At 69.6% G+C, this 26,346-nt stretch carries 28 protein-coding genes; 14 read left to right on the top strand and 14 right to left on the bottom strand.

The window, feature by feature from the left end; all coding sequences use genetic code 11:
• Positions 1 to 62 precede the first annotated feature (62 nt).
• From ACFWN2_RS35340 to ACFWN2_RS35310, 7 genes are all read right to left on the bottom strand, one after another.
• Positions 63 to 392 carry a hypothetical protein gene (locus tag ACFWN2_RS35340; RefSeq protein ID WP_382434912.1) on the bottom strand — a complete coding sequence of 110 codons (330 nt, stop codon included), beginning with the start codon at positions 390 to 392 and terminating at the stop codon, positions 63 to 65.
• Positions 392 to 1,036 carry a DUF1707 domain-containing protein gene (locus tag ACFWN2_RS35335; RefSeq protein ID WP_382434911.1) on the bottom strand — a complete coding sequence of 215 codons (645 nt, stop codon included), beginning with the start codon at positions 1,034 to 1,036 and terminating at the stop codon, positions 392 to 394. The genes ACFWN2_RS35340 and ACFWN2_RS35335 overlap by 1 nt, the downstream gene beginning before the upstream one ends.
• A 19-nt stretch (positions 1,037 to 1,055) precedes the next feature.
• Positions 1,056 to 1,253 (bottom strand): hypothetical protein, encoded by a 198-nt coding sequence (locus ACFWN2_RS35330; RefSeq protein WP_382434909.1) that lies wholly within the window; start codon positions 1,251 to 1,253, stop codon positions 1,056 to 1,058.
• Positions 1,254 to 1,353: 100 nt separating this feature from the next.
• Positions 1,354 to 2,121, bottom strand: coding sequence for a hypothetical protein (locus ACFWN2_RS35325; protein WP_382434907.1), 768 nt, complete (start codon positions 2,119 to 2,121; stop codon positions 1,354 to 1,356).
• Positions 2,121 to 2,600 carry a SigE family RNA polymerase sigma factor gene (locus ACFWN2_RS35320; RefSeq protein WP_382434905.1) on the bottom strand — a complete coding sequence of 160 codons (480 nt, stop codon included), beginning with the start codon at positions 2,598 to 2,600 and terminating at the stop codon, positions 2,121 to 2,123. The genes ACFWN2_RS35325 and ACFWN2_RS35320 overlap by 1 nt, the downstream gene beginning before the upstream one ends.
• A 61-nt stretch (positions 2,601 to 2,661) precedes the next feature.
• A complete protein-coding gene (locus tag ACFWN2_RS35315) occupies positions 2,662 to 3,654 on the bottom strand; it encodes a Gfo/Idh/MocA family protein (RefSeq protein ID WP_382434903.1) in 993 nt (330 codons plus the stop codon).
• 34 nt (positions 3,655 to 3,688) lie between these two features.
• Entirely contained in the window at positions 3,689 to 4,336 is a 648-nt protein-coding gene (locus ACFWN2_RS35310) for a maleylpyruvate isomerase N-terminal domain-containing protein (protein ID WP_382434901.1), read from the bottom strand.
• Here ACFWN2_RS35310 and upp point away from each other — a divergent pair.
• A complete protein-coding gene (gene upp / locus ACFWN2_RS35305) occupies positions 4,335 to 4,958 on the top strand; it encodes a uracil phosphoribosyltransferase (RefSeq protein WP_266039222.1) in 624 nt (207 codons plus the stop codon). The genes ACFWN2_RS35310 and upp overlap by 2 nt on opposite strands.
• A 97-nt stretch (positions 4,959 to 5,055) precedes the next feature.
• Positions 5,056 to 6,354 (top strand): glycoside hydrolase family 18 protein, encoded by a 1,299-nt coding sequence (locus tag ACFWN2_RS35300; protein WP_382434899.1) that lies wholly within the window; start codon positions 5,056 to 5,058, stop codon positions 6,352 to 6,354.
• 90 nt (positions 6,355 to 6,444) lie between these two features.
• On the opposite strand, the gene ACFWN2_RS35295 is transcribed toward ACFWN2_RS35300, so the two are convergent.
• Positions 6,445 to 7,044 carry a TetR/AcrR family transcriptional regulator gene (locus ACFWN2_RS35295; protein ID WP_382434897.1) on the bottom strand — a complete coding sequence of 200 codons (600 nt, stop codon included), beginning with the start codon at positions 7,042 to 7,044 and terminating at the stop codon, positions 6,445 to 6,447.
• A 55-nt stretch (positions 7,045 to 7,099) separates the two neighbouring features.
• Here ACFWN2_RS35295 and ACFWN2_RS35290 point away from each other — a divergent pair, with 55 nt between their 5' ends.
• The 4 genes from ACFWN2_RS35290 to ACFWN2_RS35275 are packed head-to-tail and all read left to right on the top strand — an operon-like array spanning position 7,100 to position 9,098.
• A complete protein-coding gene (locus tag ACFWN2_RS35290) occupies positions 7,100 to 7,306 on the top strand; it encodes a type II toxin-antitoxin system VapB family antitoxin (protein WP_382434895.1) in 207 nt (68 codons plus the stop codon).
• 32 nt (positions 7,307 to 7,338) lie between these two features.
• Positions 7,339 to 7,725, top strand: coding sequence for a type II toxin-antitoxin system death-on-curing family toxin (locus tag ACFWN2_RS35285; protein WP_089914793.1), 387 nt, complete (start codon positions 7,339 to 7,341; stop codon positions 7,723 to 7,725).
• A 33-nt stretch (positions 7,726 to 7,758) separates the two neighbouring features.
• A complete protein-coding gene (locus ACFWN2_RS35280; protein WP_382434893.1) occupies positions 7,759 to 8,136 on the top strand; it encodes a MerR family transcriptional regulator in 378 nt (125 codons plus the stop codon).
• A gap of 47 nt (positions 8,137 to 8,183) precedes the next feature.
• The gene (locus ACFWN2_RS35275; RefSeq protein WP_382435029.1) at positions 8,184 to 9,098 is read left to right on the top strand and encodes an aldo/keto reductase; all 915 of its coding nucleotides are present in this window, start codon (positions 8,184 to 8,186) and stop codon (positions 9,096 to 9,098) included.
• A gap of 71 nt (positions 9,099 to 9,169) precedes the next feature.
• Here ACFWN2_RS35275 and ACFWN2_RS35270 read toward each other — a convergent pair whose 3' ends face one another.
• On the bottom strand, positions 9,170 to 9,622 hold the full coding sequence (locus ACFWN2_RS35270; protein WP_382434891.1) for a flavodoxin family protein: 453 nt from the start codon (positions 9,620 to 9,622) through the stop codon (positions 9,170 to 9,172).
• Positions 9,623 to 10,082: 460 nt separating this feature from the next.
• Here ACFWN2_RS35270 and ACFWN2_RS35265 point away from each other — a divergent pair, with 460 nt between their 5' ends.
• Together ACFWN2_RS35265 and ACFWN2_RS35260 are read left to right on the top strand one after the other, a co-directional pair.
• The gene (locus tag ACFWN2_RS35265; protein WP_382434889.1) at positions 10,083 to 10,709 is read left to right on the top strand and encodes a class I SAM-dependent methyltransferase; all 627 of its coding nucleotides are present in this window, start codon (positions 10,083 to 10,085) and stop codon (positions 10,707 to 10,709) included.
• A 21-nt stretch (positions 10,710 to 10,730) separates the two neighbouring features.
• Positions 10,731 to 11,066 carry a hypothetical protein gene (locus tag ACFWN2_RS35260; protein ID WP_382434887.1) on the top strand — a complete coding sequence of 112 codons (336 nt, stop codon included), beginning with the start codon at positions 10,731 to 10,733 and terminating at the stop codon, positions 11,064 to 11,066.
• Here ACFWN2_RS35260 and ACFWN2_RS35255 read toward each other — a convergent pair.
• From ACFWN2_RS35255 to ACFWN2_RS35245, 3 genes are read right to left on the bottom strand one after another with little or no spacing between them, the layout of a single operon-like run.
• Positions 11,059 to 12,660, bottom strand: coding sequence for a phospho-sugar mutase (locus ACFWN2_RS35255; protein WP_382434885.1), 1,602 nt, complete (start codon positions 12,658 to 12,660; stop codon positions 11,059 to 11,061). The two genes, ACFWN2_RS35260 and ACFWN2_RS35255, sit on opposite strands and share 8 nt — an antisense overlap.
• On the bottom strand, positions 12,657 to 13,448 hold the full coding sequence (locus ACFWN2_RS35250; protein WP_382434883.1) for a purine-nucleoside phosphorylase: 792 nt from the start codon (positions 13,446 to 13,448) through the stop codon (positions 12,657 to 12,659). The genes ACFWN2_RS35255 and ACFWN2_RS35250 overlap by 4 nt, the downstream gene beginning before the upstream one ends.
• A 9-nt stretch (positions 13,449 to 13,457) precedes the next feature.
• Positions 13,458 to 15,098, bottom strand: a complete 1,641-nt coding sequence (locus ACFWN2_RS35245) for a serine/threonine-protein kinase (RefSeq protein WP_382434881.1) — start codon at positions 15,096 to 15,098, stop codon at positions 13,458 to 13,460.
• A 90-nt stretch (positions 15,099 to 15,188) separates the two neighbouring features.
• On the opposite strand from ACFWN2_RS35245, the gene ACFWN2_RS35240 reads away from it, so the two are divergent.
• From ACFWN2_RS35240 to ACFWN2_RS35215, 6 genes are all read left to right on the top strand, one after another.
• Complete coding sequence (locus tag ACFWN2_RS35240) at positions 15,189 to 17,021, top strand: methylmalonyl-CoA mutase family protein (RefSeq protein WP_382434879.1); 1,833 nt, start codon at positions 15,189 to 15,191, stop codon at positions 17,019 to 17,021.
• Positions 17,018 to 19,153, top strand: a complete 2,136-nt coding sequence (gene scpA / locus ACFWN2_RS35235) for a methylmalonyl-CoA mutase (RefSeq protein WP_382434877.1) — start codon at positions 17,018 to 17,020, stop codon at positions 19,151 to 19,153. The genes ACFWN2_RS35240 and scpA overlap by 4 nt, the downstream gene beginning before the upstream one ends.
• Positions 19,146 to 20,138 (top strand): methylmalonyl Co-A mutase-associated GTPase MeaB, encoded by a 993-nt coding sequence (gene meaB, locus ACFWN2_RS35230; protein ID WP_382434875.1) that lies wholly within the window; start codon positions 19,146 to 19,148, stop codon positions 20,136 to 20,138. Before scpA ends, meaB begins: the two co-directional genes overlap by 8 nt.
• A 56-nt stretch (positions 20,139 to 20,194) precedes the next feature.
• Positions 20,195 to 20,488, top strand: coding sequence for a hypothetical protein (locus tag ACFWN2_RS35225; RefSeq protein WP_382434874.1), 294 nt, complete (start codon positions 20,195 to 20,197; stop codon positions 20,486 to 20,488).
• Between the two features lie 203 nt (positions 20,489 to 20,691).
• On the top strand, positions 20,692 to 21,864 hold the full coding sequence (locus tag ACFWN2_RS35220) for a M20 family metallopeptidase (protein ID WP_382434872.1): 1,173 nt from the start codon (positions 20,692 to 20,694) through the stop codon (positions 21,862 to 21,864).
• Positions 21,861 to 23,138, top strand: a complete 1,278-nt coding sequence (locus ACFWN2_RS35215) for a M20 family metallopeptidase (protein ID WP_382434870.1) — start codon at positions 21,861 to 21,863, stop codon at positions 23,136 to 23,138. The genes ACFWN2_RS35220 and ACFWN2_RS35215 overlap by 4 nt, the downstream gene beginning before the upstream one ends.
• On the opposite strand, the gene ACFWN2_RS35210 is transcribed toward ACFWN2_RS35215, so the two are convergent.
• Both ACFWN2_RS35210 and ACFWN2_RS35205 read right to left on the bottom strand, forming a co-directional pair.
• Positions 23,135 to 24,502, bottom strand: a complete 1,368-nt coding sequence (locus tag ACFWN2_RS35210; protein WP_382434868.1) for an alkaline phosphatase D family protein — start codon at positions 24,500 to 24,502, stop codon at positions 23,135 to 23,137. The two genes, ACFWN2_RS35215 and ACFWN2_RS35210, sit on opposite strands and share 4 nt — an antisense overlap.
• Positions 24,503 to 24,563: 61 nt before the next feature.
• Positions 24,564 to 26,273 carry a glycerol-3-phosphate dehydrogenase/oxidase gene (locus ACFWN2_RS35205; protein WP_382435028.1) on the bottom strand — a complete coding sequence of 570 codons (1,710 nt, stop codon included), beginning with the start codon at positions 26,271 to 26,273 and terminating at the stop codon, positions 24,564 to 24,566.
• Positions 26,274 to 26,346: the final 73 nt, after the last annotated feature.

Here is a 26,346-nt window from a genome sequence, read left to right as displayed (position 1 = left end):
GGGAGTCTAGGCGGAATGGGACGCCCGTCCTAAGTGACGAATTTCGCGCAGCTCAGACGTGCTTAGTGGGCGTTCACCACGACCTGTTCGCCGGTGCCGTCGACGATGACGACCGCGCCGCGCCGACCCAGTTCCTCGTAGTGCTCGGCGAACTCGTCGAGGTCCTCGATCTCCTCGCCCAGCCACGACCAGTCGCCCGGCAGCTTCGCCAGCTCGTCCCGCACGATCTTCAGCACGTGCTCGAACCGGTTCACGTCCCTGCGGTACCGGAAGTCGGCACTCGGGCAGGTGAGGATCACGGTCCACCGGTGGGTGGCGCGTTCCCCGTCCATCTTCAGCCACACGGCCACGCCGGCGAACCCGGCGAGCTCGACGAGGTCGGCGACCCTCATCACTCGAGCAGCTCGCGCAGGATGCCCTTCTTCGGCTTCTTGGGCCCCTTCACCTCGACCCCGCCCATGATCGCGAGCCCCGTGATCCGCACGGTCGGCGCACCGGGGATGTGCCGCCGCACCGGCACCTTCTCCTCGAACGCCCCCATGAACCCGAACCCGTCCACCTTGACGTTGATGTCGTCGGGCACCCGGATCTCGACGCCGCCCCAGAACGCGAAGCAGCTGATCGTCACCTCGGCCTCGGCGAAGTTCGCGTGGGTCAGGTCGATCTCGATGCCGCCCATGATCGCGACGGCGTTGTGCATGCGCGGGACGACCCAGCCGCCCTTGCGGTTCACGCCGGACCAGAAGGCGATCGACACCGCGCTGCCGGGCTCGCCGCCGATGCGGTCGCTCACGGCGGGCTGGTACTGCGGCACGGCCGGGGTCTGCGGCAGACCGCTCAGCACGAGGTCCGCGGTGATGGGGACGAGTTCGCCGTAGGTCTTGGCGGCGTAGACGGCCACGAGTCGCTCGTCCAGCTCGTGGATGTCGAGGCGGCCCTCGGCGGTCGCCTGGTGCAGCACCTGCGCGATCCGTTCCCGGTCGGCGTCTGAGGCGCGCATATGGCTCTGGTCAGCGGGTACCAGCTCGTCGCTCACCCGAACGAGTCTAGAACGCTCACTTGCGGTTCGGTGCGTACTTGACCGTGATCGCGAAGGCGAGCACGAGGAGCGCGGCGAGCGCTGCCGCCAGGGCCGGGCTGTAGCCCCACGTCAGCGGCAGCACGCCGATCGCCACGGCGAGTGATGCCGAGACACCCAGGATGACCAGGGGGGATTCGCACATCTGCTGGACGGGCTTCTGTTCGATCGTCACCGTTCGCACCTCCGCGTCTCAACTGGCTATGAGACTTTTCGGAGTCGCTTTGTCGATTCTTTACTCCCGGATCGGGTTGCCCGGCCCCCTGATCAGGTGGTCATCGAAACGGGTTCGTGACCGGGGGATCGGCCCGTTGGACCGACTTGGCCAACGCGTCCAGGTCCGCCTGGGGCACGTCGCCCTGTGCGAAGCCGACGCCGCCGCGCAGCGAGACGCGGACGAAGTTCTCGAACTCCAGCTGGACGTCACCCGCGTCGTCGACGACGCGGTAGATCTGCCACGACGTCTGGACCGTGTACGGCACCTTGATCTGGACGTGCCCGTCGAACCGCAGGCTCTCCGCGAGCGCGCGTGACCGCGCCATGGGGTCCGGGAATCCCTGCACCTGGACGAACGCCCACGCGTCCGGCTCCCACTCGATCGCGAGATAGGTGTCGTTCCACAACGCCCGCCTGCCGTTCACGTCCGCGACCGGCTCGCCTCCCATCGGCTTCGCGGCGCCCGCCGTGTGCACGTTGACGCTCGCCATCCGGTCGCCGCCGCCCTCCGGCCGCAGCGAGATCGACTGCGAGGTGCGCCCGGTGGTGAAGAGGTCCGCCTTCAGACCGGGGAGCGACCCGACGCTGATCGTGCGCACGAACGGGTCGAACGTCGTCGCGGCCACCGGGGGAGGACCACCGCCCGGCTTGACCAGGAACGGCAGCACGCCCGCGACGACCAGCACGACCAGCCCGGCCGCCGCCACCCGCAACGACTTCGTGCGCCTGCCCGCTCTGATCGCCCGCTCGACGCTCACCCCGCCGGACGCGGGCACCTCCACTGCCCGCAGCGACCCGAGCAGCCGGACACCGTCCTCTTCGGACATCACTGAGTCACCCCCAACTGCGTGCGCAGGGCCGCGAGCCCGGCCGACGTCTGACTCTTCACGGTGCCCTCCGAGCACCGCAGGGCCCGCGCGACCTCGGCCACGGGCAGGTCGAACAGGAACCGCAGGACGAGCACCGCGCGCTGGCCGGGAGCCACGCGCATCAGGGCCACGCGGACTTCCTCGCGGGTCTCAAGATCCGGGTTCGTGACGCTGTGCAGCTCGTCGACCCGGTCGAACAGGCGCACGCGGCTCCACGGCCGCCTGCGTTCGTTGAGGAACGTGCGGACGAGGATCGCCCGCACGTACGCGTCGGTGTTGTCCGCGGCCCTGGCCCGCCGCCAGTTCGTGTAGAGCCGGGTGATCGCCACCTGGACGACGTCGTCGGCGCTGTGCACGTCGCCGCACAGCAGGTAGGCGGTGCGCCGCAACCAGGGCAGCGCCGCCGTGACGTACTCGGTGTACTCGGTGTCAGCCAACCCTCCCCCTTCGGTCGCACTCAAGACACGGCGACGGGGAGGTGGGGTTGGGTGACCTGGGTCACGGAGTCGGTTGCCTCAGCGGCAGTCCGGCCGCCCGGTAGATCGCGTCGATCACGACCATGTTCTTCACGGCGTCGTCCGCGGTCGTCGGGAACGGCTTGCCGTGCAGCACGGCGTCGGTGAACGCGTCGAGCTGGTAGGCGTAGGTCGGGCGCTTGCCGAACGTCTCGGTCGACCTGCTGTTCTTGAGCCGCAACGACAACCGGTGCACGGCGTGCGGGCCGAGAGGGTTGAAGACGCGAAGCTCGCCGTTCTCGCCGATGGCCTTCATCGACAGCTTGAACACGGTCGACGACCACAGCGACGTGTGCACGGAACCCGTGTGGCCGGAGGGGAAGCGTAGGGACGCACGCATCGCGCGGTCGATGGAAGGCCCGCGCAGCAACGCTTTCGCGGACCGCACCTCGGGTTCCTCGCCGCCCAGCAGCCGTGCCATGTGCACGGCGTAGCAGCCGGCGTCCATCATCGCGCCGCCCGCGAGTGAGTAGTCGTAGCGGATGTTGGAGAACACCGGCAGCGGGAACGCGACGGTGGCCTCGACGTGCCGCAGCGGCCCGAGGACGCCGGAGCCGATGATCTCGGCGACGCGCAGCGCCAGCGGGTGGTAGCGGTAGTGGAACGCCTCCATCACCACGAGGCCCGACGCGTTGGCCGCCTTGGCGACCTGCGCGGCCTCCACGGCGTTCGCGGTGAACGGCTTCTCGCACAGCACGTGCTTGCCGGCTTCGAGCGCGGCCAGCGTCCACTTGCCGTGCAGGCCGTTCGGCAGCGGGTTGTAGACGGCGTCGACCGCCGGGTCGGCCAGCAGGTCCTCGTACGAGCCGTGCACGCGGGCGATGCCGTGCTTGTCGGCGAAGGCCTGGGCCTTGTCCGCCGACCGCGCGGCGACCGCCACGACCTCGGCGACCGTCGAGGCGCGGGCCGGGCGGATGACGGCGGACGGCGCGATCATGGCCGCGCCCAGCACTCCGATGCGCACGTGGTCTGTCACGCGGCCGACCCTACACCTCTTCAGTTAACGCCGTTTACTCCACGAGGTCGGTCTCGCGCGCAGGGAAGAACGGGATCTTGTCGATCGGTGCCGGGTCGGACCAGCCCCACGACTCCATCTGCCGGCGCGAGCGCCTGCCGAAGAACGCGCGCCACAGCTCGTAGCCGTCGACCTCCAGCGTGATCGGGCCGTCGCCGAGGTCGCCGAACTCCGTCTTCACCGTCACGTCGGTCAGCCTGCGCGGCGCCATCCACACGAGGGTCGGCTGCCACACGGTGTCCGGCAGGCGGTCGCGGCCCAGCGTCGCGCGCAGGTCCGCCTCGTGCGTGATCGCGTCCAGCGCCAGCTGGAACGGGATGCGCGGCATCTCGCCGATCCGGTCGCCGGAGTCGTTCCACTGCTCCAGCAGGTCCTGCACGGGGACGTCCTCGCGCTCGGCGACGTGCCGCGCCGTCCACTCGTCCGACGGCGCCCCCTCCATGCGGCCGCTGACCAGATCGGACGCCTCGCCCGACAGGTGCGCGACCACCTGGTGCACGGTCCACTCAGGACAGGCAGGCACGGTGCGGGCGAGCTCCTCCGCGCTCAGGCCCATCGTCAGGCCGACGACGCGCTGACGTGCCTCGCGGTAGATCTCTTCGAACACCCCTGGCTCCTCGCTGCGGGTTACGGTGTCGGGCATGGACGTCCTGGTCGTCGATCATCCACTCGCCAAGGCGAGACTCACAACGATGCGTGACGCGCGCACGGACAATGCCGCATTCCGCGCCGCGTTGCAGGAACTGACCGTGATGCTGGTCTACGAAGCGATGCGCGAGGCGCCGCTGAAGGAGGACCGCACGCACACCCCGGTAGCCCGTACCACCGGCTACAAGCTCGCAAACCCGCCGCTGCTCGTGCCGGTGCTGCGGGCCGGCCTGGGCATGGCCGACCAGGCGCACAAGCTGATCCCGGACGCCCAGATGGGCTTCGTGGGCCTGGCGCGCGACGAGGAGACGCTGCAGCCGACGCCGTACATGGAGTCGCTGCCGGAGAACCTCGCCGGCCGTCCCGTGTTCGTGCTCGACCCGATGCTCGCCACGGGCGGGTCGATGGCGTACACGATCCGCCTGCTGACCCAGCGCGGCGCGACGGACGTGACGGCGATCTGCGTGCTCGCGGCGCCCGAGGGAATCAATCACCTGGAGGACTCGAAGCTCCCGTGCCGTCTCGTCACGGCGTCGGTCGACGAGCGCCTCAACGACTCCGGCTTCATCGTGCCCGGCCTGGGCGACGCCGGTGACAGGCTGTACGGGGCGGTTTAGGACATACCTCCGATCGGACGTAGCAGTGGTCTAGACCTCCGGGCTAACGTGCTCTGGACCACACATCGCCGCTGCCGCGATCCGACTTAGGAGTCACATGTCCAGACGGAGATGGGGTGCTGCCGCTCTTGCGGTCGGCGCCCTGTCAGCGTCGCTGGCCGTTGCGCCCGCGAACGCCGATGTCGAGACCAATGGGCACCACGGTTATTCGAAGACCCGCACCGTCGGGTACTTCATCCAGTGGGGCGTGTACGACCGGAACTTCCGCGTCAAGAACCTCGTCGACAGCGGGGCCGCCGCGCGGCTCACGCACCTGAACTACGCCTTCGGCTTCCTCGACGAGGCGGGCAAGTGCGTCAGCGCCGACCCGTGGGCCGACTGGCAGATGCCCCACACCGCGGAGCAGTCCGTGAGCGGCAAGGCCGACGAGGCCGGCCAGGTGCTGGCGGGCAACCTGAACCAGCTCAAGCAGCTCAAGGCCAAGTACCCCAAGCTGAAGATCAACATCTCGCTGGGTGGCTGGACGGGCTCGCGCTACTTCTCCAACGCCGCGCTGACCGCCGAGTCGCGCGCCGCGCACGTCAAGTCCTGCACCGACATGTGGATCAAGGGCGACCTGCCCGGTCTGCCCGCGGGTGCGGCGAAGGGCGTGTTCGACGGCGTCGACCTCGACTGGGAGTGGCCGTCGAGCCCGGGCAACCCGACTCCTCCGAACGTCATCCGTCCCGAGGACAAGCAGAACTTCACCCTGCTGCTCGCCGAGTACCGCAAGCAGATGGGCTGGAACCGCGACTTGACGGCCTTCCTGCCGGCCGACCCGGCCCAGGTGGACCGCGGCTTCGAGGTCAGGAAGGTGTTCTCCTACCTCACTTTCGGCACGCTGCAGGGCTACGACTACCACGGCGCGTGGGACGCCCCGGCGAACCAGCAGTCCGCGCTGCGGGTGCCGAAGGGCGACCCGTCGGAGTTCGAGTTCAGCACCGAGGTGACGGTCGACGCGTGGCTGTCGCGCGGCGCCCCGCGCTCCAAGGCCGTGCTCGGCGTTCCGTTCTACGGCCGCGGCTGGGACGGTGTGGCCCCAGGCAAGCGCAACGGCCTGTTCGGCACCGGTGTGCCGGCGCCCGCCAAGTACGAGGCCGGTTACGAGGACTTCCACCGCATCAAGGCGAAGCTCTCCGAGGCCGGCAACAAGTACAAGATCTACCGCGACGACCGCGCGGGCTTCGCGTGGATCTACGACGGCAAGACGTGGTGGACCTACGACGACGCGACGGAGATGAAGCGCAAGGCGCGCTACATCAACGACCGCAGGCTCGGCGGCGCGATGATCTGGTCGCTCGACGGCGACACGCCGCAGGGCGAGCTGATCAAGGCGCTCTCCGGGGCCCTGAAGTAGTACCGCACCACCGAGACGGACTGTCCTAACCGGACAGTTCAGCGGGTCCGGGGAGGTTTCGCGGCGGCCGCCTCCCCGGATTCCGTGGTGTCACAGGGTTTTCCCGGCCTCCGCCCGCCAGCCCCTGCCGTGCGCGCGCAACGCCAGTTCGTAGGTGGATTCCGCGTCCACGCCGGGCGGCAGGTTCCCGTTCAGCTCCAGGCTCACCAGGCCGTGCGCGAGGCCCCACATCGACATCGCGATCTGCTCCGGGTCCTCCGCGAGGTAGACGCCCTGCTCGACCGCGCGCCGCACCGCGTTGATCACCGGCGCGAACGTCCTGCCCGCCGCGCGGCTCATCTCCTTCGTCGGTTCGACGACCTTCGAGTACAGCACCGAGTAGAACTGCGGGTCCTCCAGCGCGCTGCGCCGGTACGCGAGCCCGATCTGCAGGAGGTCCTCCGCGGGGTCCTCGGTGACGGGCACCGCGGCGAGGCTCGTGCCGAACTGGGTGAACGCCTCGTCGTAGAGGGCCTCGAGCAGCGCTGGTTTTCCGCCGAAGAGGGAATAGACCGCCGTCGTCGAGGTGTTGACGTCAGTGGCGATCTTGCGCAGGCTCACCGCGGCGGGTCCGTCGGTGCTGAGCAGTTCGCCCGCCCGTTCGAGCAGACGCCGCCTCAGCGCGTCGTCGTGGGTCTTGGGCCTGGGCATCGCGCAATCCTATCGGCCTCTGGCCTGAGTGGTATCACGTTGATACCGTCACTCCATGGCGATGACCTTGCGGTTGACCGAGGAGGAGAACCACCGGCTCGCTGAACTGGCGCAGTCCGAGGGGCGCTCCAAGCAGGAGGTCGTGCGGCTGGCGATCGCGGATCGCTACCGGCGCATGCAGCAGGAGGAGAAGCTCGGCGAGGTGTTGCAGCGAGTCCTGCCCAAGTACCGAGGTCTTTTGGATAGGCTCGGTTCTTCCTGAAACTGTCAGACCTCTCTGATCAACTGGGTGCCGTGATCTCCTACCTCGACGCCGGGGACCTGTTAGTGCTGGCCACGGCCGTGACCGGCGGTGATCTCCTCGTCAGGGACATCGGCCTGCTGGACACGGCGGCTTACCGTCCCCGCGCCACCGTGCTCGGCGTGGAGGCCTACGACACGCTGTGGCTGAAGTCCTCCGCTCTGCTCGACTCGATCGTCCGAACCCGCCCTCTCGTCGAGGGCAACTGGCGGCTGGCCTGGGTCGCCGCCGTCACGATGTGCGACATCAACGGCTACTGGATCGACGCCGACGAGGACGACGCGCTGGACCTCGTCCGCGCACTCGGTCGCGACAAGATCGACGTGCCGGAGATGGCGGGCCATCTCGAAGCGTGGGGCATCTCGAAGGATTCCGCTTGACCTAGAGTGCACTCCAGGTCTTAGCGTCGAGTCGTGAGTTACTCGATAGCCCAAGCCGCGCAGCGCAGTGGGTTGTCCATCGACACCTTGCGCTACTACGAACGAATCGGGCTCGTCGACCCGCCCGCACGGGACTCGGGCGGGCGTCGCAGCTACTCGGAGGAAGACCTGGGTTGGCTGGCCTTCGTGACGCGCCTGCGCACGACCGGCATGCCGATCCGCATGATGCGCGAGTTCGCGCAGCTCAGACACCGCGGCGACCTCACAGCGGGCCGCCGCAGGCAGATCCTCGTCGAGCACCGCAACGACGTCCGTGCCCGCATCGCGGAGCTGCAGACGTCCCTCGGGGTGCTCGACTACAAGATCGACCACTACGCGGTGGTCGAGCGCGACTTGGAGGCGACGGCGTGAGCCGTTCACTGGGATCGTTGGAGGTCGGGCCGCAGGGGCTCGGCTGCATGGGGATGTCGGAGTTCTACGGCGCCGGCGACGAGCAGGAGTCGATCGCGGTGATCCACCGCGCCCTGGACCTCGGCGTCACGCTGATCGACACGGCCGACATGTACGGCCCGCACGTGAACGAGGAACTGGTCGGCCGCGCACTGGCGGGCCGCTCAGGCCACGTGCTGGCCACGAAGTTCGGCATCGTCCGCGAGGAGGGCGGCGGCCGCTCGATCCGCGGCGACCGCGCCTACGTGCGCTCAGCGGTCGAGGGCTCGCTGAAGCGCCTCGGCGTCGACACGATCGACCTGTACTACCTGCACCGCGTGCCGGCCGACACCCCGATCGAGGAGACCGTCGGCGCCATGTCCGAGCTGGTCACCGAGGGCAAGGTGCGCTTTCTCGGCCTCTCGGAGGCGGGCGCCGACACCCTGCGCCGCGCCCACGCCGTCCACCCGATCACCGCGTTGCAGAGCGAGTGGTCGCTGTGGTCGCGCGACATCGAGGCCGAGATCGTCCCCACCGCCCGCGAACTGGGCATCGGCATCGTGCCGTACTCGCCACTGGGCCGAGGCGTCCTGACCGGCCGCTTCGCGTCGTCAGATGACTTCGGCTCCGGCGACTTCCGCGCCGCGAACCCGCGGTTCTCCGGCTCGAACCTCGACGCGAACCTCCGGATGGTCGCCGCGCTGAAGGCCCTGGCCGCAGACCGGGGCGTGACGGCCGGTCAGCTCGCGCTGGCGTGGGTGCAGCACCGCGGGTCCGACGTCGTGCCGATCCCCGGCACCAAGCGGATCAGGTACCTGGAGGAGAACGTGGCGGCGGCGTCGCTGGAGCTGTCGGCAGCCGACCTGGCCGCGATCGAGGCCGCCGTGCCGGCGTCAGCCGTGGCCGGGGACAGGTACCCGGACATGAGCGTCATCGGTCGCTAGAACACACGTTCGAACGCATCCCCAGGGTTGTCCACAGGTTGGGGACAACAGGCTGTGGACAACCCTGGGATTCATGTGGACAACTGCGCCGCAACCGTGGCGCCGAGTTCCCAGCACGCCTGCGCGTCGCCCTTCGTCGGCTCACCCGTGACGACCACGTGCTGCGCCGCCTTCTCCCAGCCCAACCCGGTCGTGGCGGTCTCCACGCTGCGCACCGCCCCGGTCGTGTCGTTGTTGCCGTGCACGTAAAGCCCGAACGGCCTGCCCCGCGTGGAGTCGAGACACGGGTAGTAGACGGTGTCGAAGAAGTGCTTCAGCGCGCCGCTCATGTAGCCGAGGTTCGCGGGCGTGCCCAGCAGGTAGCCGTCGGCCCCCAGGACATCCACAGCGGTTGTGGACAACGCGGCCCTCCTCACGACCTCGACACCCTCGATCTCGGGGGTGGTGGCGCCGGAGACCACGGCCTCGAACATCGCCTGGAGGGCGGGGGACGGGGTGTGGTGGACGATCAACAACCTGGACATGCGCACACGCTGACGGGTGATTTTGCGGTGCGCAACCTGTTCGGCGCGGCTGATCGATATGCTGAGGTCGGCAGCGAGTGCCGGTCTGCGGGCCGGAGGCGTCGCGGACTTCTTCGGCAGTTGGAGCCATCCGAGGTGAGCAGGAGTCCACGGCTGCGCAAGGGAGAGCTTGCTGCTGCGAAGAAGTGAGATGTCAACACAGCGACCCATCAAGCTCACGATGGGCTTAGTCGTTGTGGAGTCGACATGTCGGCATGGTGGGCTGCAGCAGCTCTGGTGGTACCGACCATTTCCGCGTTGATCTGGCGTTGGGTCGAGTTGCGCTTCCTGCACCGCGTCTACGAGCGCGGAGGTGCCAAAGACCTCAAGGTCGCCGCGGAAGCCCTCCGCGCGACCCGATCCCGGAGCCTCACCGAAAAGCTCCCGCGCCGCCGCCCATAGTTCGGCACGATGGGCGCCCGTGACCCGCGCCTCCTACGACATCGTCGCCGCCGACTACGCCCGCCTCCTCCCCGACGCGCACGACGGCCGCCCGCTCGACGCCGCAATCATGCGCGCGTTCGCCGAACTCACCGACGGCCCGGTGGTAGACATCGGCTGCGGCACCGGCCGCATCACCCACCACCTGCACGAACTGGGCCTGGACGCCTCCGGCATCGACCTCTCCGACGGCATGCTCGACCAGGCGCGGCGGCTCTACCCGCACCTCACCTTCACGCAGGGCGACATGACGGACCTGGACCTCGAAGACGAGAGCGTCGGCGGCGCGGTCGTCTGGTACTCCACGGTGCACATGCCGGCGACCGAGGTCCCGTGGCGGGAGTTCCACCGGGTCCTCAGGCCTGGCGGACACCTGTTGCACGCCTTCAAACTGGGTGACCAGCAGAAGCCGCTCACCCACGCGTACGGCCACGACGTGGATCTCACGGTCCACTGGCACGACATGGACGAGACCGCAGGCAACGCGACCGAAGCCGGGTTCAACGAAGTGGCGCGGTTGCAACGTCAGAGGGGTGTGGGCGAAGGTGGCCCGCAGGCGTTCTTGTTGCTCGGCAAACGGAACCCTGGTGCCGGAAGCGCGTCTTGAAGGGTGTACACAGGAGGGACCATGAAGACCACCGCCCTAATGCACACCAGTCCTCGTCAACGTCGCATCACCTGGGGTTTCGGCCTTGCCGTCGGCATCGGGATGATCGGGTTCGGGCCGCTCTTCGCGTCCTTGTGGCCGGGGTTCGACCACAGCCCGTGGGACGTCAACACGATGTTGCTCGGACTCGGCGTGGGGCTCTGCACGATCGCGTACATCTTCGGGCGGATCGCCGTCGCGGCGGTCACCGAGGGGCGCCGCAACGCGGTGTCCCCGCCGACCAGAAGGGCCTACTTCGTGGCCGGCGGGGGTTTTGTCGTCGCCGCGTTGTGCCTGGCGATCGCTCTGACTAGCTGACGAGCGCCGTCACCCGTTCGCGTAGTTCTGCCAGCCGGGCCCTGCCTGACGCACGGGCGGACTCCAGTCCGTCCGTGACCGGCTCGACGACCTCCAGGTACGCCTTGAGCTTCGGCTCGGTGCCGGACGGCCGCACGATCACGCGCACCCCGTCCGCCGTCCAGCGCAGCACGTCCGCGCCGGGCAGCAGGTCCTCCGACGCGAAGTCGGACGGCGGGGTCGCGCGCAGCCGGGACATCGTCGCGCCGATCAGGCTCAGATCGGTGTACCGCAACGAGATCTGGTCGGTCAGGTGCAGGCCGTGGTCCGTCGCGAGCTGGTCCAGCGCGTCCAGCAGCGTGCGGCCCGAGGCCTTCAGGCCGGCCGCCAGGTCCGCGGCGACGACCGCGGCCGAGATGCCGTCCTTGTCGGCGACGTGCTCCGGGTCGACGCAGTTGCCGAGCGCCTCCTCGTAGGCGAACACGAGGCCCTCGCCCGCGCGGGCCAGCCACTTGAAGCCCGTCAGCGTCTCCGCGTAACGGGCGCCGTGCGCGGCCGCGATCGACTTCAGCAGCGACGACGACACGATCGTCGTCGCCACCAACGGATCCGTGGACTCCGTGGTCGACAGCACGAGCGAGCCGAGCAGCACGCCCGTCTCGTCACCGCGCAGCATCCGCCACGACGAGCCGTCCTTCACCCCGAGAGCACAGCGGTCCGCGTCCGGGTCCAGCGCGATGGCCAGGTCCGCGTCCACCGACGCCGCAAGGGAAAGCAGCTCGTCCGACGCGCCCGGCTCCTCCGGGTTCGGGAACACCACGGTCGGGAAGTCCGGGTCCGGCACCGCCTGCGACCGCACCACGTGCACGTCGGTGAAACCCGCGCGCCGCAACGCTTCCACGGCGAACGCGCCACCCACGCCGTGCATCGGCGTCAGCGCGATCTTCAACGAACGCGAGTTCCCGCGTGGCAGTGACGCGACCTGGTCCAGGTACGCGTCGACCTCGGCGTCGGAAACCGTTGTGTACGAGGAGTTCCGCATCACGGACACCGCCGCCGGAACCGCCTCGATCGCCTTCTCGATCTCCCCGTCCGACGGCGGCACGATCTGCGAACCACCGGCCAGGTAGAGCTTGTACCCGTTGTCCGCGGGCGGGTTGTGCGACGCGGTGATCTGGATCCCCGCCACCGCGCCGTGCGCGCGCACCAGGTACGCCAGCACCGGCGTCGGCAACGGCCCCGGCAGCACCCGCACGTCGAAGCCCGCGGCCGCCATCACCTCGGCGGCGGCCGTCGCGAACTCCTCCGAGCCGTGCCGTGCGTCGCGTCCGACGAACACCACGCCCGTGCCGGTGAGCCAGGCCGCCAGCCCGGCGGTCGCGCGGACCACCGTGGCGACGTTCATGCCGTTCGTGCCCGCCCGCACCGGCCCGCGCAGCCCGGCGGTGCCGAACGTCAACGGTCCCGCCATGCGGTCTTGGAGGTCCTCCAAGGCGGCCGGGTCGCCGCCCATGGCCCGTGCCAACACGCCCTGCAGCTCGGTTCGAGTCACGTCCGACGGGTCGTCAGCGATCCACCGGAACGTCGCGTCACGCAGTGCCGGCGTCAGGCTCATGCGCGGTCCACCAGCGAACGCAGGAGCGTGCCCATGCGCTCGGCCGCGGCAGCACCGGCCTCCAGCACCTCCTGGTGGTTCAGCGGCTCGCCGGTGATGCCCGCCGCGAGGTTCGTGACCAGCGACAACCCGAACACCTCGACACCTTCGGCACGCGCGGCGATCGCCTCGTGCACGGTCGACATGCCGACCAGGTCGGCGCCCATCGTGCGGAGCATCCGGATCTCGGCGGGCGTCTCGAAGTGCGGACCCGGCAGACCCGCGTACACGCCCTCCTCCAGCGAGGAGTCGATCTCCTGGGCGAGCTTGCGCAGCCGAGGCGAGTACAGGTCCGTGAGGTCGACGAACCGCGCGCCGACCAGCGGCGACAGCGACGTCAGGTTCAGGTGGTCGGAGATCAGCACCGGCTGTCCGACGGACATGCCCTGCCGCAGGCCACCGGCCGCGTTGGTCAGCACGACCGTGGACACTCCGGCAGCAGCAACGGCCCGTACGCCGTGCACGACCTTCTGAACGCCCTTGCCCTCGTAACCGTGGGTGCGGCCGAGCACGACGAGGACCTTCTTGTCGCCGACCTCGACGGAACGGATGGTGCCGCCGTGGCCGAGCGCGGTCGGCGCCTCGAAGCCCGTCAGTTCGCCCACCGGGATCTCGGTGACCGGCTCTCCGATCACGTCGGCGGCGGGTCGCCAGCCGGAGCCGAGCACGATGGCGATGTCGTGCTTCTTGATGCCGGTGCGGCTCTGGATCTCTTCCGCGGCCTTGCCGGCCAGCTCTTCTGGAGTCACCGCGAGAGCTTAAACCGGGGCGAAGGTGGAGGCGATCGCGTCGAACAACCGCACGCGCGCCTCGTCCTCCTGTTCCGTCGGCACGACCACCTCGACGACCCACAGGTCGTTGCCGAAGGGGAGCACGCGAGAGAAGTGCGACCTCCTCAGCGCGTTGGGCTCGTCGCCCTCAACGGTCTTGTAGAAGAACTGGATGCTCTCCTCGTACCGCGAGTCCGCGAGGCTCTCCGTCTGCACCTTCTCGCCGCCGAAGAACCTGCCGGGCCAGCGCCCCTGCACGCCGAGCACGTACGCCTTGATGTCCCGCTTCGGGTAGTACTCGGGGAACCGCTGCACGGTCACCTCGTACGCGCCGCTCCCGGACACGAAGTGCACCACCGCCGAGGGCGGAAACCGCAGGTCACCGGCCCTCTGCTCGCTGTAGGTCGTCCAGCTCTGCTCGACGTTCAGCGTGAACTTGCCGCCCTGGTCGCCGTTCGCCGTGATGGCCGCGGCGGTGCGCGGCTGCAGCGACGCCGACGTGGGCAGGGTCGGCAGCGTGGGCGCCGACTGCTCGGCCGGCGGCAGCAGCGGGGCTCCCGCGGCCAGCCTGGTCAGCGCGAACCCGCCGCCGGAACCCGCCACGAACAGAACGACGGCCGCCGCGACCACCAGCGCCGAGACGAGCCTGTTCCGCTGCCGCCGCGGTGCGGGCGCCGGCCTCGTGACGAGGAACGGCAACGGGCCGGGGTCGTCCGCCAGGGGCGCGTCGGGTGCGATCTTCGGCTTGGGCCGCACGACGATCGGCATTGCCACCGGCCCGCGGACCTCGAACGCGTCCGTGCCCGGTTCCGGCAGCAGCGCGTAGACCTGCTTGCGCACGTCGACCAGTTCCAGCCGGTCGGTCGGCTCCTTGCGCATCAACCCGCTGATCACCGGCGTGAGCCTGCCGGCGCCCGCCGGCACCGGCACGTCACCGTTGATCACCGCGTTGATCGTCTGCATGACGTTCTTGCCCACGTACGGCGGCTCGCCGGCCATCGCGGCCCACAACGTCGCGCCCAGCGACCACCGGTCCGCGGCCTCCGACACGTCACCGCCCTGCGCCACCTCTGGCGCGATGTAGGCGGGCGTGCCGAGCGTGATGCCGCGCGCGGTCATGGTGGCCTCGGCGACGTTGCGCGCGATGCCGAAGTCGGTGAGCTTGACCCGCCCGTCGTCCGCGATGAGCACGTTGCCGGGCTTCACGTCCCGGTGCGTGATGCCCGCGCGGTGCGCCGACCCCAGCGCCGCCGCGACCGCGTCCAGCACCGCCGCGCCCTGCTTCTCGGTGAGACACCCCTGTTCCTGCAGCACCTCGCCGAGGCTGCGCGACGGCACCAGCTCCATGACCACGTACGGCTCGCCGTCCTGCTGGACGACGTCGTAGAGCGTGACGAGGTTCGGATGGGACAGCGCGGCGATCGACCGCGCCTCGCGCATGGTCCGTTCGCGCAGCTGGGCGGCCTCGACGTCGGGCATGCCGGGGGTGTGCAGGATGCCCTTCACCGCGACCTGCCTGCCCAGCACCTCGTCGTGGGCGGCCCACACGGTTCCCATCGAGCCCTGGCCGAGCACGTGCAACAGCCGGTACCGATCCGCGATCAGGCGCTGGGGGTCAACCTCGTCCACGCTTCGATTCTTCCTGACTTACTGTCTGATTCGTTCACGGCGGTGAACCTCACATAGCCGTGCGGGTACCGGTCGGAGACACTGCAACGCATGATGGAGTTGGCCTTGCCCGCCGAATTCCGCCCGAACGAGTTCCCCTCGGCGTCGAGGGAACAGTGGCGAGAGCTGGTCGACGCCGTCCTGACCAAGACCGGAGCGAGCTTCGACTCGCTGGTCACGAAGACCTACGACGGCATCGAACTCCAGCCGCTCTACACCCTCGACGACGCACTGGAACCCTACGCGCTCGCCCCGGTGAAGCAGGGCTGGGACGTCCGCCAGCGCCACGCCGTTCCCGATCCGGTCGCCCTGATGAACGACCTGGAGGGTGGCGTCACCTCGCTGTGGCTCGCCGTGCCGGCGGCCTCGCTGGAACGCCTGCTGGACGGCGTCTACCTCGACCTCGCACCGATCGTGCTCGACGGTTCCGTGGACGCCGCACGAGCGATGTTGCGGATCTACGACCAGGCGCCGGTGCTGGCCTCCGATGTGCGCGGCAACCTCGCGCTGACCCCGTTCGGCGAGGCCCTCGACGTGATCCGGGAGGCGCGCTCGGCGTTCCCGGAGCTGCGGACCGTCGTGGTGGACGCACTTCCGTTCCACGACGCGGGCGGCTCCGACTCGGAGGAGCTGGGCGCCTCGCTGGCCCTGGCCGTGTCGTACCTGCGCGCCCTCGAAGGCGGCGGGTTCAGTGTGCCGGACGCCTTCGCACAGCTGGAGTTCCGCTACGCGGCCACCGCCGACCAGTTCATGACCATCGCCAAGCTGCGCGCCGCACGCCGCCTGTGGGCGCGGGTCGCCGAGGTGTCCGGCGCCGACGGCGTGCAGGTGCAGCACGCCGTGACGTCGTCGGCGATGATGACCCGCCGCGACCCGTGGGTGAACATGCTGCGCACGACGATCGCGACCCTCGCCGCCGGCCTCGGCGGGGCCGACTCGGTGACGGTGCAGCCGTTCGACGCGGCGATCGGCCTGCCGGACGAGTTCGCCAGGCGGATCGCGCGCAACACGCAGAACCTGCTGCTGGAGGAGTCGCACCTCGGCGAGGTGATCGACCCGGCCGCCGGTTCCTGGTACGTGGAGAAGCTGACCGACGAGCTGGCGCTCAAGGCGTGGGCGTGGTTCCAGGAGATCGAACGCGCAGGGGGCATCGGGGAGGCGGGGCCGCTGGTGGCCTCGCGGATCGCCGCCACGTGGGAGGCGCGGTCGGCGCGGCTCGCGAACCGCGCGGATCCGATCACCGGGGTCAGCGAGTTCCCGAACCTCGGCGAGAAGCCGGTGGTGCGCGACCCGGCGCCGGCAGTCGAGCCCGCAGTCGTTCCCGACCCGACGAGTGCGGCCGAGCCCGCACTCGTGCGCGACCCGGCGCCCCGAATCGATTCCGACTCGCCGGCCCCCAGGGGGGACGCGGCCCCCACTCCAAGTTTCTCAGGCAGGTCCGACAGTTTCGGGCTGCCGCGGGTGCGTTATGCACAGGCCTTCGAGGAGCTCCGCGACCTCGCCGACGCCCAGCCCGAACGCCCGCAGGTCTTCCTCGCCACCCTCGGCCCGGTCGCGGCCCACACCGCCCGCGCCACCTTCGCCGCCAACCTCTTCAACGCCGGCGGCTTCGCCACCCCGAACGCGGGCCCGACGAGGTCCGCCGAGGAGGTGGCCGAGAAGTTCAGGGAGTCCGGAGCGAAGGTCGCCGTCCTGTGCGGCAGCGAGACCAGCTACGCCGACCAGGCGACAGCGACCGTCGAGGCCCTGCGCGAGGCCGGCGCCAAAAAGGTGCTCCTGGCGGGCAAGAAGACCGAGGCGGAGGTCGACGGCTTCGTGTTCGCGGGCTGCCCGGCCCTCGAAATCCTCACCGGCACCTACACCTTCCTGGGAGTGGAGCGATGATCCCCAACTTCGCGGACATCGACCTCGGCCCTCTCCCACAGGCGAAGTACGAGACGGACCTGCCGCCGTGGGAGACGCCCGAAGGCATCGCGGTGAAGCCCGTCTACGGGCCGGAGGACACCGACGGCCTCGACTTCCTGCGGACCTACCCCGGCGTCGCGCCGTTCCTCCGGGGCCCGTACCCCACGATGTACGTCAACCAGCCGTGGACCGTTCGCCAGTACGCGGGCTTCTCCACGGCCGAGGAGTCGAACGCCTTCTACCGCCGCAACCTCGCGGCCGGGCAGAAGGGGCTGTCAGTCGCGTTCGACCTGGCCACCCACCGCGGTTACGACTCGGACCACCCCAGGGTCGCCGGTGACGTCGGCATGGCCGGCGTGGCGATCGACTCGATCTACGACATGCGCACGCTGTTCGACGGCATCCCGCTGGACAAGATGTCCGTGTCGATGACGATGAACGGCGCGGTGCTGCCGGTTCTCGCGCTCTTCGTGGTGGCGGCGGAGGAGCAGGGGGTGAAGCCGGAGCAGCTCATGGGGACGATCCAGAACGACATCCTCAAGGAGTTCATGGTCCGCAACACCTACATCTACCCGCCGAAGCAGTCGATGCGGATCATCTCCGACATCTTCTCCTTCACCAGCCAGCACATGCCGAAGTACAACTCCATCTCGATCTCCGGCTACCACATGCAGGAGGCGGGGGCGACGGCCGACCTGGAGCTGGCGTACACGCTGGCGGACGGCGTCGAGTACATCCGCGCCGGCAAGGCGGCCGGGCTGGACGTCGACAAGTTCGCGCCGCGCCTGAGCTTCTTCTGGGCCATCGGCATGAACTACTTCATGGAGATCGCCAAGATGCGGGCCGCGCGCCTGCTCTGGGCGAAGCTGGTCAACGACTTCGAGCCCAAGTCGCAGAAGTCCCTCAGCCTCCGCACGCACTGCCAGACCTCCGGCTGGTCCCTCACCGCGCAGGACGTGTTCAACAACGTCGCGCGCACGTGCGTCGAGGCCATGGCGGCGACGCAGGGACACACGCAGTCGTTGCACACCAACGCACTCGACGAGGCGCTGGCGCTGCCCACCGACTTCTCCGCGCGCATCGCCCGCAACACGCAGCTGCTGCTCCAGCAGGAGTCCGGCACGACGCGCGTGATCGACCCGTGGGGCGGCAGCGCGTACGTCGAGCGCCTCACGAACGAGCTCGCGGCCAAGGCGTGGGAGCACATCTCCGAGGTCGAGAAGGCCGGCGGCATGGCCCGCGCGATCGACGAGGGCATCCCCAAGCTGCGCATCGAGGAGGCGGCGGCGCGCACGCAGGCGCGCATCGACTCCGGACGGCAGCCCGTCATCGGCGTCAACAAGTACTTCGTGGACACCGACGAGCAGATCGAGGTCCTCAAGGTCGACAACGCCGGCGTGCGCACGCAGCAGCTCGAAAAGCTGCGCAGGCTCAGGGAAGAACGCGACCAGTCCGCAGTGGACAGTGCGCTGAACGCTCTCACGAACGCGGCGGACGCCGGTGGCAACCTGCTGGAGCTGGCGATCAACGCCGCCCGCGCCAAGGCCACCGTCGGCGAGATCTCCGAGTCCCTCGGCAAGGTGTGGGGGCGGCACAGCGCGCAGATCCGCACGATTTCCGGCGTGTACCGGCAGGAGGTCGGATCGGTGTCCAACGTGGACGCTTGCCGCGAGGTCGTCGAGGCGTTCGCGGAGGAAGAAGGCCGCAGGCCGCGCATCCTGGTCGCCAAGATGGGCCAGGACGGGCACGACCGCGGCCAGAAGGTGATCGCCACGGCGTTCGCCGACCTCGGCTTCGACGTCGACGTCGGCCCGCTGTTCCAGACGCCCGAGGAGGTCGCGCGCCAGGCCACGGAGGCCGACGTGCACATCGTGGGCGTGTCCTCGCTCGCCGCCGGCCACCTCACGCTCGTGCCCGCGCTGCGGGAGGAACTGGCCAAGCTCGGGCGCGAGGACATCATGATCGTCGTCGGTGGCGTGATCCCGCCGCAGGACTTCGACGAGCTGTACGCGGCGGGCGCGGCGGCGATCTTCCCGCCCGGCACCGTGATCGCGGACGCCGCGAAGGACCTCCTGGTCAAGCTGGCGAAGCAACTAGACCACGATGCCTAGGACGATAGACGTCGCCGAGTACGCGAAAGGCGTCCTCGACGGCAACCGGGGCGTGCTGGCCAGGGCCATCACCCTGGTCGAGTCGACGCGCGCCGACCACCGGGCCAAGGCCCAGGAGCTGCTGGTCGAGCTGCTGCCCAAGTCGGGCGGCGCCACCAGGGTCGGCATCACCGGCGTGCCCGGCGTGGGCAAGTCGACGTTCATCGACGCCCTCGGCACCATGCTGACCGGGCGGGGGCACCGGGTGGCGGTGCTCGCCGTCGACCCGTCCTCCACCCGCACCGGCGGCAGCATCCTGGGCGACAAGACGCGGATGCAGCGGCTGTCGGTGGACCGCGACGCGTTCATCAGGCCCTCGCCGACGTCCGGCACGCTCGGCGGCGTCGCGAAGGCCACCCGCGAGACGATCGTGCTGGTCGAGGCCGCGGGGTACGACGTGGTGCTGGTCGAGACGGTCGGGGTCGGGCAGTCCGAGGTGGCCGTCGCGAACATGACCGACTGCTCGCTGTTCCTCACGCTGGCGCGCACCGGCGACCAGCTGCAGGGGATCAAGAAGGGCATCCTGGAGCTCGCGGACGTCGTCGCGGTCAACAAGGCCGACGGCGAGCACGAGCTGGACGCGCGCAAGGCCGCCCGCGAACTGGCAGGCGCGCTCAAGCTGCTCCGCCCGCCGGACGCGGTCTGGCACCCGCCCGTGCTCACGTGTTCGGGCCTCACCGGCACCGGTCTCGACGACCTGTGGTCCCGAGTGCTGGAACACCGCGACACGCTGGAGAACGCCGGAGAACTGGACGAACGCCGCCGGCGTCAGCAGATCGACTGGACCTGGATGATGGTCCACGACGAACTGTGGCGGCAGGTGCGCGAGAGTGCCGCCGTGCGTTCTCTCGCCCCCTCTCTCGAAGAGAAAGTCCGCCTTGGAGAGCTCACCGCCACCCTTGCGGCGGAGCAGATTCTGCAGGCGTTCCAATCGGACTCCAGGTAGTCGCTTAACTAGTTTGGGTGACCTTCGATCGTGGTATTCGGGGTAGAGTTCAGGCCATGTCGAGGTTGCTGCTGGCCTGCGTGTTCTCGCTGATGAGCGTTCTCGGGATCGCCGGTGTGGCGTCCGCGCAAGAGGCGGCGGACGCGCCCGTGGCGGCCGCTCAGCAGACGACTGTGAACCCGGCTCCCGACGTGAACGCGCCGCAGGCGCCGTCGCCTGAGACCCGTGAAGAGACCAAGCGCAAGCTGTGGATCGGCGGCATCGCCGTCGTGCTGTTCGCGCTGGTCTACTACCGCAACAAGAAGCGGTGGGCGAAGTGGCGCAAGGAGCGCGCGGCCAAGAAGGGATAGTCGCGCGGCGACTCGGTGAGACGTGCCGTTCCACCTGATGGGACGGAATAGCCAAAGTTAAGCGTGTCTCTCGACCATTTGCGTCATCGTTGATCGGTCAGACCGAAACTCGCTCGCCGCTCGGCGCAGCGCTGCGACCGGCCGTCCGGTTGATCATCATCAGCGCGCGGCGTCTCCCAGGTGGTGATGCAGGATGGTGGCAAATGAGTACCGACTTGAAGATCAGCACACGCTCGACCGTCGAGCGGTACTCGGACGCGCTGCTGGACCTGTCGCACTCGATCCACGCCGAGCCCGAACTGGCCTTCGAGGAGCACTGCAGCGTCGAGAAGATCACGTCTTTGCTGGTGAACGAGGGTTTTGAGGTCGACCGCGGTGTGGCCGACCTCGACACCGCGTTCGTCGCGACGTTCGGCGACGGCGAGCTGGTGCTCGGACTCTGCGCCGAGTACGACGCTCTGCCCGAGGTCGGGCACGCGTGCGGGCACAACGTCATCGCCGCCGCGTCCGTCGGGTCCGCGCTCGCTCTGCGTGACGTCGCCGACCAGCTGGGTATCACCGTGAAGGTGATCGGAACCCCGGCGGAAGAGGTCGGCGGCGGCAAGGTGCTCATGCTGGAACGGGGCGTGTTCGACGACGTCTCGCTCTCGATGATGGTGCACCCGGCGCCGTACGAGTCGTGCGCGTCGAAGTCGCTGGCCATCACCGATCTCGAGGTGCACTACAAGGGCAAGCCCTCCCACGCGGCTGCGGCGCCTCACCTGGGCGTCAACGCCGCGGACGCGGTCACGATCGCGCAGCTGTCGATCAGCCTGCTGCGGCAGCACTTCGAGCCGGGCCAGATGGTGAGCGGCATCGTCACCAACGGCGGTACCGTGCCGAACGTAATACCCGCCCGCGCGTCAGCGATGTTCGACGTGAGGGCGGAAAACCTGGAATCGTTGCAGCGCCTGGAGAACCGTATTCGGGACTGCTTCTCGGCCGGCGCGCTCGCGACCGGCTGCACCCATGAGGTGGTGCAGGTCTCCCCGATCTACGCCGAGTTGACACCCGACCCGTGGCTCGCGGACGCCTACCGGCGTGCGGCCACCGAGCTGGGAAGACGACCGCTCTCGCCGGAGCAGGAACAGCGCGAGAAGATCGGGAGCACCGACATGGGCAACGTCACCAGAGTGTTGCCCGCCATCCACCCGACCATCGCCATCGACTGCGGAGACGCGGTGAACCACCAACAAGAGTTCGCGACCGCCTGTGCCTCGGCGTCGGCCGACCGTGCGCTCCTCGACGGAGCACTTGCCATGGCTTGGACGACGATCGCGACAGCCACCGATTCCCGGCAGCGTGCACGGCTGCTGTCCCGCGGAGGTGCGGCATGACGGTTCTGGACTCCCGGCCTTCGGGCTCCTCAACTGTGAAGACGTCCCCTGAGATGCTTGTCGACCCCACCGGGGTGAGCATGTCTCCTGTGGATGATCTCGGAGAAGGCCGCGGCCCCGCGTGGCTCGACGACTGGCTGAAGGCGCACGCCGCCGACGTAGTCGCCTGGCGGCGCCACATCCACGCCAACCCCGAGCTCTCCCGGCGCGAGTACAACACCACCGAGCTCGTCGCGAAGCTGTTGCGCGAGGTCGGCCTCAAGCCGCGCATCCTCCCCGGCGGCACGGGCCTGATCTGCGACATCGGCAACGGCCCTCGCTGCGTTGCACTCCGCGCGGACATGGACGCCCTGCCGCTGCACGAGAACACCGGCCTGCCGTTCGAATCCACTGTGGACGGTGTGTCGCACGCGTGCGGTCACGACGCCCACACGACGGTTCTGCTCGGCACCGCGCTGGCGCTCGCGTCGGCGACGGAGCTGCCGGGCCGCATCCGCCTGGTCTTCCAGCCGGCGGAGGAGGTCATGCCGGGCGGTGCGCTCGACGTGCTCGCCGCCGGCGGCCTCGACGGCGTGGAGCGGATCTTCGGCCTGCACTGCGACCCGCGCCTGCAGGTCGGCAGGATCGGCACGCGCATCGGCGCCATCACGTCGGCCTCCGACCTGCTGGAGCTGCGCCTGTCCTCGCCGGGCGGCCACACCTCGCGGCCGCACCTGACCGCGGACCTGGTGCACGCACTCGGCACGGTCATCACCGGCCTGCCGACGATGCTGTCGCGCCGCGTCGACCCCCGTTCCGGCACCGTCCTGGTGTGGGGCGCGGTGCACGCGGGCGAGGCGCCGAACGCGGTCCCGCAGGACGGCCTGGTGCGCGGCACGCTGCGCACCGGTGACCGCGACATCTGGGCCGAGCTGGAGCCGCTGGTCAAGGACCTGGTGACCGGCCTGCTGGCGCCCACGGGCGTCGGTTTCGACCTCCACCACCGCCGCGGCGTGCCGCCGGTGGTGAACGAGCGCGAGTCCACCCAGATCCTGCGGGCCGGTATCGAGGCCGCACTGGGTGACGACGCGCTCGCAGGTACCGAGCAGTCGTCCGGTGGAGAGGACTTCGGCTGGTACCTGGAACACGTACCCGGTTCGTTCGCTCGCCTCGGCGTGTGGAACGGTCAGGAGAAGCAGCGCGATCTGCACCAGCCGACGTTCGACCTCGACGAGCGCGCGCTCCTCGTCGGTGTTCGGGTCATGGTGCACACAGCGTTGGCCGCTCTCGCCTAGAGCGGAACCCTCTCGGCGAGAGCAGTGTTGTGGCGCGTGCGGAACGAATGCGCACGCGCCACAGTGCTGTCCGGGTCCCTTTTGTCGGCCACGTAGTGCCAGTCGAACTGCACCTCGTCTGCCGTCACGCGCAGCGTCGAGACGCCGTGCGAGTCCAGCTCCACGAACCGCACGTGCGGGTTGAGGGCCATGAACTGGGCCTCCACCTGCAACGACGCGGTGCGCGGCGGCACCTTCAGCAGCTCGTCGAAGTTGTCCGAGGTCAGTGACGTGACCACGTACTCCGTGGCCACCGACTGACCGCCGAACGGCACCTCGTTCGCCCACGAGCTGTGGATGTCACCGGTCAGGAAGACGGTGTTCCTCCGGTCGCCCAACGACCTCAGCACCAGCTCCCGGTCGACGGGGAACCCGTCCCACTGGTCGGGGTTCGACTGCGGCAGGCCCGGCAGCGGCGGCACCTTCAGCGGGCTGATCATCACCGAGTTGCCGACGAGCTGCCAGCGCGCGCCGTCGGTGCTCAACGTGCTGATCAGCCGGTCGCGCTGGGCGGCACCGAGGATCGTCGTGTCCGTGCGGTACGAGCGCAGGTCGAGCATCGTCAACGTCGCCAGCTCACCGAAGCGGAACGTGCGGTCGAGCTTGCCCTCGCGCACGGGCATCCACTCGAAGTAGGCCTGCGTGGCGGCGGCCATCCGCGCGCCCCAGGGACCCTCGGTGGCCGGGTCGTGCTGCGGTGAGCCGATGCTGGACGAGTTGTCGGCCGACTCGTGATCGTCCCAGGTGGCGATCATGGCGTGCGCGGCGTGCAGGGCCTGCACGTGCCGGTCGGTCTTGTACTGCGCGTGCCGCTGCCGGTAGTCGTCGAGGGTGACGCACCGGTGCGCCGGTTCGTGCGCCCGGACCGCGCCGTCGAGGTTCTCGTAGACGTAGTCGCCCAGGTGGATCACCGCGTCGAGGTCCTGGCGGGCGAGGTACCCGTACCCGGCGAAGTGCCCGGCGGGCCAGTTCGCGCACGACGCGACGCCGAAGTTCAGCTCCGACCCGCAGCCCGCCGTCTTGGTCCTGCCCACGGGCGACACGACGTCACCGGCGCGGAACCGGTACCAGTAGCGGGTGTTCGGGCGCAGGCCGTGCACCTCGACCTTCACGGTGTGGTCCCGCGACGCGGACGTGCGGGTGACACCGCGCTTCACGATCCGGTGGAAGGCCTCGTCACGGGCGACCTCCCAGCGGATCGCCGCGGAAGTCACCACGCGAGTCCAGAGCAGGACGCCGTCGGGCAACGGGTCGCCGGACGCGACGCCGTGCTCGAACGCGGTGGAGGCAGCGTGGGCGGTACCGGTGGAAACGGCACCGGCCACGGCTGCGCCTAACAGGAACGTTCTTCTACCAACCCCAGTCATGCCTACAGCATGCCGAAGATCAGCTCACCGGTTCCGTCAACTGCGGACGCGCTTCCGGAGCAGCCGCACGAACCGCGTCCGCCGCCTGGTCGTCCGCCTTCGTCTGCGACACCCGCTCGGACTCGACGCGCGCGTTGTAGACCTCGACCTCGCGCTTGATCGCGTCGTCGTCCCAGCCGAGGACCGGCGCGATCAGCCTGGCCACCGCCTCCGCCGAGTCGACGCCGCGGTGGGCGTACTCGATGGAGATGCGGGTGCGCCTGGTCAGCACGTCCTCCAGGTGCATCGCGCCCTCGTGCGAGGCCGCGTACACCGCCTCGACCTGCAGGTAGTCGGGGGAGGCGGGGATGGGCTTCAACAGCTCCTGGTTGTCCGCGGCCAGCGACAGCACCTCGTGCACCAGCGAGCCGTAGCGGTCCAGCAGGTGCCGGACGCGGTACGGGTGCAGGCCGTGCTTGGCCGCCAGTTGATCGGCCTGGTTGACCAGGGCGTGGTAGCCGTCGGCGCCGACCAGCGGCACCTTGTCCGTGATCGACGGCTGGATCCGGCCCGGCAGGTCGACGTGCGCCGCGTCCACGGCGTCCGCGCCCATCACCCGGTACGTCGTGTACTTGCCGCCCGCGATCGCGACCAGACCGGGCGCCACGCGCGCCACCGCGTGTTCGCGCGAGAGCTTCGACGTCGAGTCGTTCTCGCCCGCCAGCAACGGCCTGAGGCCCGCGTAGACGCCCTCGATGTCGTCGTGCGTCAACGGTGTCGCGAGCACCGAGTTCACGTGTTCGAGGATGTAGTCGATGTCGTGCTTGGTGGCCGCGGGGTGCGCCAGGTCGAGGTTCCAGTCGGTGTCGGTGGTGCCGACGATCCAGTGGTTGCGCCACGGGATGACGAACAGCACGGACTTCTCGGTGCGCAGGATCATCCCGGCCTCGGCGACGATCCGGTCGCGCGGAACGACGATGTGCACGCCCTTCGACGCCCGCACCCGGAACCGGCCGCGCGAGCCGGACAGCCGCTGCAGCTCGTCGGTCCACACACCGGTCGCGTTGATCACGGCGTGCGCCCGCACGTCGACCTCGCGCCCGTCCTCGACGTCGCGGACCCGCACGCCGGACACGCGGTCCGCCTCGCGCAGGAACCCGACCACCTGCGTGGACGTGCGCACCACGGCGCCGTAGTGGGCGGCGGTGCGGCCGACCATCATCGTGTGCCGGGCGTCGTCGGCCTGCGCGTCGTAGTAGCGGATGCCGCCGATCAGCGCGTCGCGCTTCAACGCCGGAACGAGCCGCAGCGCGCCCGCGCGGGTGAGGTGCTTCTGCCCCGGCACGGACCGGGCGCCGCCCATCGTGTCGTACATGAACAGGCCGGCCGCCGTGTACGGGCGCTCCCAGACGCGGTTGGACAGCGGGTAGAGGAACGCCACCGGCTTCACGAGGTGCGGCGCGATGCGCGTCAGCATGAGCTCGCGCTCGCGCAGTGCCTCGCGGACCAGACCGAACTCGAGCTGCTCCAGGTACCGCAGGCCGCCGTGGAAGAGCTTGGAGGACCGGCTCGACGTGCCGGACGCCAGGTCACGGGCCTCGACGAGCGCCACCCGCAGACCGCGTGTGGCAGCGTCCAGCGCCGCACCGACGCCGACCACCCCACCGCCGATCACCACGAGGTCGAACGTCTCCGCGCCCAGCCGCTGCCACGACTCCTCGCGCTCGGCGGGGCCGAGCCTGCCCGTGATGGGCGGGGCGCTGGGGGTTTCCGTTGGTGCAGCTGAGTTCTTTCGCGTGGCCACGACAGGCGCCTCCCTGTGG

The sequence above is a fragment of the Lentzea sp. NPDC058436 genome (genome assembly GCF_042721515.1).
In the GTDB taxonomy this organism is placed as follows: Bacteria; Actinomycetota; Actinomycetes; order Mycobacteriales; family Pseudonocardiaceae; genus Lentzea.
Note: the sequence above shows the minus strand (reverse complement) of the source record. Positions and strands in the feature narration are given on the sequence as shown.